This is a genomic window from Deltaproteobacteria bacterium (assembly GCA_016930875.1).
GTDB lineage: Bacteria > Desulfobacterota > Desulfobacteria > Desulfobacterales.
In genome coordinates, this window is sequence record JAFGFW010000207.1 from 1 (window position 1) to 9,901 (window position 9,901).

A 9,901-nucleotide genomic window follows, 5' to 3' on the forward strand; every position below is an offset into this window, starting at 1 on the left:
TCTTGCCTGGCTTCTTGTGGCCCGTTATGACGATGGCTATGTCAACGCGCCCGAAAAAATGGCCCAGGAAGTCGGCTATCCGAAAGATTGGTATGACAAGTCAGAATGGCCGAACGGTCCGACAACCTACAAAAAGCCGAGGACCAAATGATATAAGCAATTACAATAATAGGGTGATGGGTTCATATCTCCTTAAAAAGAATGCGAACTCGCACCCTATTAACTATTGACATATGTCAGAAATGGCGATAGGGAGCGAACAGATTCTATACAATATTTTCTTCAATGTACATGCTTTAACCTGATACAAACACGGAGGGATCATGGCTCGAGTGCTACAAGCCCTGTTTTTCGAAAAGAGAGACAGGGCTTTTTTGTGCGTAGCATGCCAGGGTTCTTTGACGGTTTCGGTTATGAAGATATTACAGATTACAATGAATAAAGATATTCCTGCTTATCCAGCTGACTCCAAAACAGAGGAAGGGGTGTAGGCATTGTTGCCAAAAAGGGGCATAAACACCAGGTATCTTGATGTGTTAGGTGAATTTAATATTCTGTTGGAAGGGTTATAATGTAAGAGAGGGCACGATGTACCTATCAAAAATAACTATTGAGAATTTTCGCTGTTTCGGTGAAGCAGATAATCGCTTTGAGTTATCCCTTAACCCTAAACTGACTGCATTGGTTGGTGAGAATGATACAGGTAAGACGGCCATAATTGATGCGTTGCGCTTCGTGCTGGGGACAACGGATCAGGAATGGTATCGGTTGGAAGATACCGACTTCTGTAACGAGGGGACCTCCCGCGAAATAAGGATCATCTGTAAATTCGAAGGCTTGAACGCACGGGACAAAAGGGCCTTTGTCGAATATCTGACCTACAACGAAGATGGAGAGACTGATCCTGTTTTTTATGTCAATTGGACGGCCGAGGATACAGGGGATGCACCGAAAGGTCGGCCCTACCGGCGAGTTGAGGTCCATTCCGGTAAAAACGGCGATGGCCCGAGCATTGATCCAAAAGCACGCGAATTATTACGAGCTACCTACCTGAGACCCCTGCGTAATGCCGATCAAGCTTTGTCTGCCGGTCGCGGTTCGCGGCTAGCTCAGGTTCTGCATCACACGGATCAGGTCAAGACTGAAGGAGTTGGATACGATCCTACCGGTAATATCGATCCGAAAAAACTCAACGTACTCGGTATTGGCGATCTTGCCAATTCTCTGCTTGAGAATCAAAAAGGGATTAAAAATACACGAACCGAGATCGACACGCATCTCGAAGGGCTTTCCCTCCGTTGGGACAGCCTCAAGAGCATTATCAAGGTAAGTGGTTCGACGTCTTCAGAAGACGTCCGCCTTCGGCAATTATTAGAGAAGCTCGACCTCATCCTTGGAGGTGCGGGTAAACTCGGCTTGGGTTCAAATAATCTGTTGTTCATTGCCTGCGAACTTCTTCTCTTAGGTCAAGAGGATGAGGGAAACAAGCTGCTGCTGATCGAAGAGCCAAGTGCCCATCTTCATGCACAACGGCAGTTGCAGGTAATGAGGTCATTGCAAGAACAGGCAAAGGAAAAGGGAATCCAGGTCATCATTACCACCCACAGCCCGAACCTTGCCTCGGCTATTGAACTGGACAACATAGTGATGGTTCGCAACGGGCGAGCCTTTTCACTGGCTGAGGGAGAAACGAACCTGGAGCCCTCGGACTACAAATTTCTTAAGCGCTTCCTTGATGTTACCAAGGCCAATCTGTTCTTCGCTCGCGGTGTCATGATCGTCGAGGGGGACGCGGAGAACATACTATTGCCCACGTTGGCGAACATACTCGGTTGTGATTTCACTGAACACGGCGTATCTATCGTGAACGTAGGTGGCGTGGGACTAAGACGTTATGCTCGTATCTTTCAACGCAAGTGCGTCACCGAGGATATGAAGCGACTGGAACAAAATGATCTGACCGATGACCAACTGGCATTGATCAAGAAAATTATTCATGAGAGTCAGCTCGATATCCCCGTCGCCTGCGTAACCGACATGGATGTTATGCCGGATTGTGCACCTGTCATTGTTGGAAAGATCAAAGAAGATGATGATTGGCCGGAGATGACAACGCGCCGATGGAAGGCAAAAAGAGATTTCGATGATAACGCTGCCTTGGCCCTACACCGTGACGCGAAGGATAAAAAAGCTAGCGGTCAATATGTCAAAAGCTTCATCTCTGATGAATGGACTTTGGAGTACGATCTGGCGCTCGGGCCGAAAAACGAGGATGACATTTTCCCCGGCGGCTTAGCCGAAGATGTCTTCATAGCAGCCTGCCTCGCCGAAAAAGATGACAGCATCAATAACCAAAAAACTACTTTTCCCGAGGTGGAGAAAACAGCAATCAAGGAATTCGGTGCCCTTAAGGTGGCAACGGAAGAAAAAGATAATTGTACCATGGAAGAAGTGCTCGCTGCGAAGATCTATGCAAAGTTTGCTAAGAATGGCGTGTCCAAACCAATAGCTGCGCAGTATCTGGCAGAACGACTGCAGTCAAAAAATAAAAGAGGTGAATTAACCTCCGATAATTTACGGGGGAGACTTCCAAAATATCTAGTCGCGGCCATCGACTACGTAACAGGGACTGGGACAAAAGATGAAAGTCCCAGTAAAGAGGTACTGGCCAGTGAATGACGACCTTCCGTTCGAACCATCTGAGATTACGAATGATGATATCTGTTGGGCAACAAGTCTTCTAAATCTTCCGACTAACGCATTCAAGGGAGAAGATGGGACTGACCCGCGTCAAGAGGTCCTCAAGACTTTGGCACCAATCGACGTTGCAGCCTGTCCTGGTAGTGGGAAAACCACGTTGTTGGTGGCGAAGTTGGCGGTCTTGGGAATAAAGTGGAAATACCGCACACGCGGGATCTGTGTAATATCCCATACCAACGCCGCACGCCACCAAATTGAAACCCGTCTCGGTCATACCACCGTAGGGCGGAGTTTGTTATCCTATCCACATTTTATTGGAACCATTCATGGGTTCGTGAATGAATTTCTTGCCTTACCATGGATAAGATCCAAAGGCTTTCAGATCAAGATGATTGATAGTGACATATGTCTTGAAAGACGTTGGAAGGCCTTACCATATGCAACTCGAAGTGGTCTTGAAAAAAATCACATCTCCAGTTCAATATTAGAGGTTAAATCTCCCGATTACTGTTTGGGCGAAGTGCGTTGGGGTAAAGGGAATATACTTGGAAAAGCAACAAGTACATACTGTGATATTCAAACGGTACAACAGCGTTCTATCAGTGAAGGTTATCATTGTTATGATGAAATGTTCATGTGGGCAGGGGAACTGATGGATAAGACCCCTGATGCTGTTCAGATTATACGTAGCCGCTTTCCCCTTCTGTTCATAGATGAAGCCCAGGATAACAGTGAAGATCAATCAAAGATTCTCCGCCGCATTTTCATGGATGGAGATGGAGCGGTTATCCGCCAACGTTTTGGTGATGAAAACCAGGCCATCTTCGATTTTCTTGGAGCCAAGGAAGCAACCACAGACAAGTTCCCAATTGACTCAATAAAGCAGGATCTGCCAAACAGCCATCGCTTCGGACAGGAAATCGCTAACCTGGTCGACCCTCTTGGAGTTATCCCCTTTCCTTGTGGCCTGAAAGGGCACGGTCCCAAGAAGAAGATTCTTGATTCTGGTGCACAAGAGGGGCGCCACACCATTTTTCTATTCGATGAGCATAGTATAGATAGGGTTCTGAATGCCTATGGAGAATTGCTCATCGACACTTTTTCTGAAGAAGAGTTGAATGAAGGATCGAGTAAAGGAAAGTTTGTGGCTGTCGGTCAAGTCCACAGAGATAAGGGAGATGATCATAAACCGCGCCATGTTGGTCATTACTGGCCAGACTACGATCCAGAACTATCGATAAGCGAACCAAAGCCGCATACTTTCGTGCAGTATGTCTTCGCCGGACAAGGAAAGTCAGAAACAACCGGTGAAAGCTATTGGGCTGTCGAAAAAATCGCTGAAGGAATTCTGCGATTAGTTAGGATGGTAGAAGACGGGGCAACTCATTCACAACGCAGATACAGTCACCGGTATGTATTGAATCTTTTGGAAAAACATATCGATGTGCGAGAGCTCTACATAGAGCTTATCACCAAATTCTCTGTAGAGAGATTTATCCCAACAGAAGAGACATGGAATGGGCATTGGAGAGGCCTTGTGCATGACATCGCAAAGACTATCGCCGGTACATCCCAGTTTAATTCGGAAGCAATCAGCTTCCTGTCATGGAAAGATGTGCCTGGTGATTCCGTGACGCCACCAATTGCCCAAAAAAGCCGTGACAACATCTATCATTTTTCCAAGAACGGAAAGAACGTTGTTATTCGCGTTGGATCAGTACACTCGGTTAAGGGTGAGACACACATGTCCACACTGGTTCTAGAGACATTCTGGCAAGACAATAGAAGTCGACACAATCTTGAACTGCTCTTGCCTTGGTTGTGCAAGAGTAGTTTTGGGGGGCAAGGTAAAGGGGTACAACAGCAATATCGTCTCAAGCTTCATTATGTAGCAATGACCCGCCCGACCCACCTCCTTTGCTTGGCGATGAAACAGAGCACGTTTAAGGATAGCATGGGCAATATAGACCAGCAGATGGCAGAAAATCTTAAAAGTTGCGGTTGGCAGGTTCAACCGATATTATCCTCTTGATTTTTTTTACCATAAGGAATTTATGAAAATACTACACACATCCGACTGGCACATTGGCCGTGCCCTCAATGGCCGCAAGCGATATGGGGAGTTCGAGGTATTCCTGCACTGGCTGGCAGACCTTATTGAACAAGAAGATATCGATGCCCTGCTTGTGGCAGGAGACGTGTTTGACAACAGCACTCCAAGCAATCGTGCACAGGAACTCTATTATCGGTTTCTCTGCTGTGTCGCGGCCTCTCCGAAACGCAATGTGGTGGTAACGGCAGGGAATCATGATTCACCGTCTTTCCTGAACGCGCCTAGAGAACTCCTGAAGTTCCTGAATGTCCATGTCGTGGGAAGCGCATCAGACGCTCCCGAGGACGAACTGATTGTGATTACCGGTTCTGATCAAGAGCCCCGTCTCATTGTCTGCGCCGTTCCGTATCTCAGAGACCGGGATATCCGCACGGCTGAAGCCGGGGAGAGTATTGAAGACAAGGACCGGAAGATCATTGAGGGAATCCGGGCTCATTACCGGATAGTCTGTGAAACGGCGCAGCAGCAGCGCGGACTGCTGAAAAAGCATATCCCGATTATCGCCATGGGGCATCTCTTTGCCGCCGGGGGCGAGACCGTTGACGGTGATGGGGTCCGTGAACTGTATATCGGCTCGCTGGCCCAGGTCAGAAGGGATGTATTCCCCGAATATGTCGACTACGTTGCCCTCGGGCATCTTCATATTCCTCAACGGGTTGGCGGTTCCGATGTCATACGCTATGCCGGGTCGCCGCTTCCCATCGGTTTCGGCGAGGCAGGGCAGGAAAAGAGCGTGGTCATGGTGGAGTTTTCAGATCATGCGCCCATGGTCGCCACGATCCCCATCCCCAAATTCCAGCCGTTGAGAACCTTGAGGGGAGACTGGAAGACCATTGCTCGAGGCATCGATCTTTTGAAATCCGAGGAAAGCACTGCCTGGCTGGAGATCGTCTATGATGGAGATGAGGTTGCCGGGAATCTGCGGGAGCAGCTGGATGAGGCAGTCGAGAAAACGGGCCTGGAGGTTCTCCGCGTTAAAAACAATCGTGTGCTGGAACGGGCTATGAGTGGGATAGATGCGGAAGAAACACTCGACGATCTGGACGTAACGGATGTGTTTATGCGCTGCCTGGAATCGCATGAAATACCGGAGGATCGGCGCTCGGCGCTTGTGAGTGCATTTCAGGAAATAATAGTAGCTCTGAACGAAGCGGACCCGATGGCTGAATAGGAGAACATTGCATGAGGATACTTGGTGTTCGGTTTAAGAATCTTAATTCTCTCATAGGGGAATGGAATATCGATTTCACCTACCCGGACTATTCGTTTAACGGCATATTCGCCATCACCGGCCCTACCGGTGCAGGAAAGACGACCATTATGGACGCTCTATGCCTCGGGCTTTACGGACGGACGCCCCGCCTTGACAAGGTTACGAAAAGCAGCAACGAGATCATGTCACGCCAGACAGGCGAATGCTTTGCGGAAGTGACATTCGAGACCCAGAAGGGCTGTTACCGCTGCCACTGGAGCCAGCACCGTGCTCGGAGAAGGTCTGATGGTGAGTTACAACAGGCAAAGCATGAAATAGCCGATGCAGAAAACGGGACAGTCCTGGAATCAAGAATAACCCAGGTTAATGAATTTATCGAGAAGGTCACGGGTATGGATTTTGAGCGTTTTACCCGTTCGATGCTGCTCGCCCAGGGCGGATTTGCAGCCTTTCTTCAGGCATCCCCCGATAAGCGAGCTCCTATCCTTGAGCAAATTACCGGCACCGAAATTTACAGTCATATATCCGTAAAAGTGCATGAACGCAGTAGAGAAGAACTTGAAAAGCTGGAGCTGCTACAGGCTGAACTGAAGGGAATTCAAGTATTAAGCGCGGAGGAAGAGAAGAACCTGCAGACGGACCTGAAGGAAAAACAGTCATATGAGTCGGAACGGAGTGTCCGCCTTGAATGCCTCCGAAAGGCTGCTGTCTGGCTTGAAACGGTGGCTGTGCTGGAAAAGGGGATCTGCGAACTGGACAAATACGCAGAGGATCTTGAGAAACGCTCGAAGATGTTCGAACCGGAAGGACTACGACTGGAAAAATCACGGAGGGCCCTTGGACTGGAGGGAGAGTACCGGGGAGTGACCGCGTTACGCGATCTGCAGAAAAATGAGACAAAGGAACTTCACGACACTCTCGTTGCACTGCCGCTTGCGGACAAGGTCTGTGAAGGTGGGGTGACTATCAAAAAGGCTGCTGAGGCCGGTCTCGAGGAGGAACGCAAACGGCAGCAATCCGAAGCGGATGTTATCAAAAAGGTCCGCGACCTTGATGCCAGGCTGAGCGAGCAGAAAAGGCAGATCAAGGAGAAGGATAAGTCGATATCATCGGCGGAGAAGCAGGGCAAAGCATATACCGTGACTATTGATACGGCGTCAAAGGCCCTGCAGAAATCACAGGATGGCTTGAACGTAATCCTCGACTACCAGGCAGCGCACGCTGGCGATGCCTTACTGGTGAACGACTTGGCTGCAATCTCCAGGGTATTTACCTCACTTCGAAACCGTGAAGAAAGGCATATCAAGATTCAAGAAACGCGTGCCACCGCTGCCAGAGGAAAAGAGGCTGCCATTGCCGCACACAAAACAATAGAGGCCGATCACGAGAAATCCCGCAAGGAATTCGAGAGGCAGCAGGGTGACCTGAAGGTACTGACAGAAAAGGCCGTCTCCGTCCTCAAGGGACGTGAACTCGGCCAGTGGCATAAGGAACAGAGTGCCCTAAAAGAACGTGAGGGTCTTCTGAGGCAGATAAGTGGCACCATTGAAAAGATGGGCAAGGCATCCGCAGCATTGGACAAGCTGAACACACGACAGGGAATATTAAAGGCCGGTCATGAGAAGCTTTCCGGTGAGATCAAAACCTGTACCGATAAAAAAGCGCTTTTGGAAGGAACTGTTGCAGCCATGGAAACACAGGTATCCCTCCTCTGCCGTATCCGTGACCTTGAGGAAGAAAGGACGCGACTTGAAGACGGCACGCCATGCCCGCTGTGCGGTGCCCTCGATCATCCCTATGCGCAAGGCAATGTCCCCGAATTGAACACCGCGGAAAAAGAATTGAAGGATGCAAAAGCTGACTTCAAACAAGTAGTTGAGAATTTGAGCAAGCTGGAAGCAGAGCAAGCCAAGATGCTGGCGGAAATCGGGTATGTTGAAAAAGAGAGAGACGAAAAGAAGGCTGCGCTGGACGCCGATGGTACACAATGCACCGACACCATGCTAAAACTGAATATCAAAGCGGCTCCTGAAGAACGAGCTGTGAAAGTACTTGAAGCGCTGGCAGATGCTCACACGAAGATAGCTGCAATATCAGGGATTATTGTTGCCGCTGAAGAAATAAACCGAAAGGAAAAGGCCGCACAAGATGCCCTGCAGAAATTAAGAATGCTCCTGGAAGGCCAGGGCACGGTCCTGCAGGACGCTAGGTATAACGTCGAGACGGCCGGTCATGAGCACGAGCGGCTGAGTAGGGAGGTCGAAGCCTTTGGTAAGGAGCTTGAGAAGGCCCGTGCATCTGCACTCAAGGATGTTGAACCCTTTGGTATCAGGCAGATCTCCTCAACCGATCTCGACACCATCTTGAAAGGGCTGACTGCGCGCAAAGACACCTGGCAGGCGAATGTGGGTGAGAAAACCGGTCTTGATAAAAAGATCAATGACATGGCAGCCGCTATTGATAAGGACAAGGCCCTCTTGGAAAAGCTCGAACATGATCTGAAGGAGAGCTGTGAGGGTCGTAAGGTTCTCAATCAGAAGTATGAGTCCCAGAGCGCTTCACGCCGCGAATTATATGGTGAGAAGAATCCCGACCAGGAGGAAAAACGACTGGTTCGTCAAGTGGATCAGGCAGGTAAGGTTTTAGAAGGTGCACGCGAAGAACACGCCAAGGTGGAAAAAGCGCTCAACTCCCTTAAAGAGAAGAGAGACGATCTGGAAAAAAAGACCCGCACGCGGGCAATTGACCTGGTACAAGTCGAAAAAAATCTGACGGACAGGATCAAAAAGGCCGGATTCGAAAACGAGAGCGACTATGTATCCGCGTTGCTTACCGAAAAAGAACGGGAAAGGCTTGGGGAACTAGAAAAGGACCTGATCAGGGAGAAAACTGAGATGGAGGCCCGCAGGAAGGATAAGACAGCAGCCTTGGCGGCGGAGCGGGAGAAACATCTGACGGATCAAACCGTGGAAACGGTCAAGAAAGATATAGACACCGTTGATTCGGACTTGAAGCTGGCAAGGATCGACATCGGCGGCATGATAAAGACCTTGAGTGAAAACGAAAAACTCCATGAAAGGCAGCAGGAACGTATCAAAAAAATCGATGCTCAAAAAACTGAATGCAACCGATGGGATGACCTGCATCTACTTATCGGTTCGGCCGACGGCAAGAAATTCAGGAATTTCGCACAGGGCCTGACATTCGAGATGATGACAACACAGGCCAACCGCCAACTCAGGAAAATGACCGACCGCTATCTGCTCATACGCGACGTATCACAACCGCTGGAACTGAATGTCATCGACAACTACCAGGCAGGGGAGATCAGATCGACGAAAAACCTCTCTGGCGGCGAAAGCTTTATCGTGAGCCTTGCGTTGGCCCTTGGTCTTTCTCAAATGGCCAGCCGCAACGTACGGGTGGATTCGCTCTTTCTCGATGAAGGATTCGGAACGCTCGACGACGACGCCCTCGAAACAGCTTTGGAAACTCTGGCGGGACTGCAGCAGGACGGCAAACTCATCGGTGTTATATCACATGTCACTGCACTCAAGGAGCGCATCGGCACACAAATAGAGGTGATCCCCGAAACAGGGGGCCGAAGCAGCTTGAGCGGCCCCGGATGCCGGAGGAATTAGAAAGGGAAGAAAATGGGGCCAAGGCTCCGTTTGACCTATAAAATAATCTCTAAAAAACCAGCAAGCAGACCCGCGCAGTAAGAAGACACATGGGGCAATAGTTATTTAGGGGATCAAGAGACGAGAGGAGGCAGTTGAGAGAATGATGACAAAAAAAGTTATCCTGGGAAAGACGGGTTTGGAAATCACGCGTCTCGGATTCGGCGGCATTCCGATTCAACGCGTCTCAGAAAA

General features: G+C 49.3%; 4 protein-coding genes. All 4 read left to right on the forward strand.

Annotated elements, in window-relative coordinates; genetic code table 11:
• Positions 1-588: 588 nt before the first annotated feature.
• The 4 genes from JW883_17180 to JW883_17195 are packed head-to-tail and all read left to right on the forward strand — an operon-like array spanning position 589 to position 9,667.
• Complete coding sequence (locus tag JW883_17180; protein ID MBN1843996.1) at positions 589-2,679, forward strand: AAA family ATPase; 2,091 nt, start codon at positions 589-591, stop codon at positions 2,677-2,679.
• On the forward strand, positions 2,672-4,732 hold the full coding sequence (locus JW883_17185) for a UvrD-helicase domain-containing protein (protein ID MBN1843997.1): 2,061 nt from the start codon (positions 2,672-2,674) through the stop codon (positions 4,730-4,732). Before JW883_17180 ends, JW883_17185 begins: the two co-directional genes overlap by 8 nt.
• Before the next feature lie 22 nt (positions 4,733-4,754).
• The gene (locus JW883_17190; protein MBN1843998.1) at positions 4,755-5,984 is read left to right on the forward strand and encodes an exonuclease SbcCD subunit D C-terminal domain-containing protein; all 1,230 of its coding nucleotides are present in this window, start codon (positions 4,755-4,757) and stop codon (positions 5,982-5,984) included.
• Positions 5,985-5,995: 11 nt separating this feature from the next.
• Positions 5,996-9,667 carry an AAA family ATPase gene (locus JW883_17195; GenBank protein ID MBN1843999.1) on the forward strand — a complete coding sequence of 1,224 codons (3,672 nt, stop codon included), beginning with the start codon at positions 5,996-5,998 and terminating at the stop codon, positions 9,665-9,667.
• Positions 9,668-9,901: the final 234 nt, after the last annotated feature.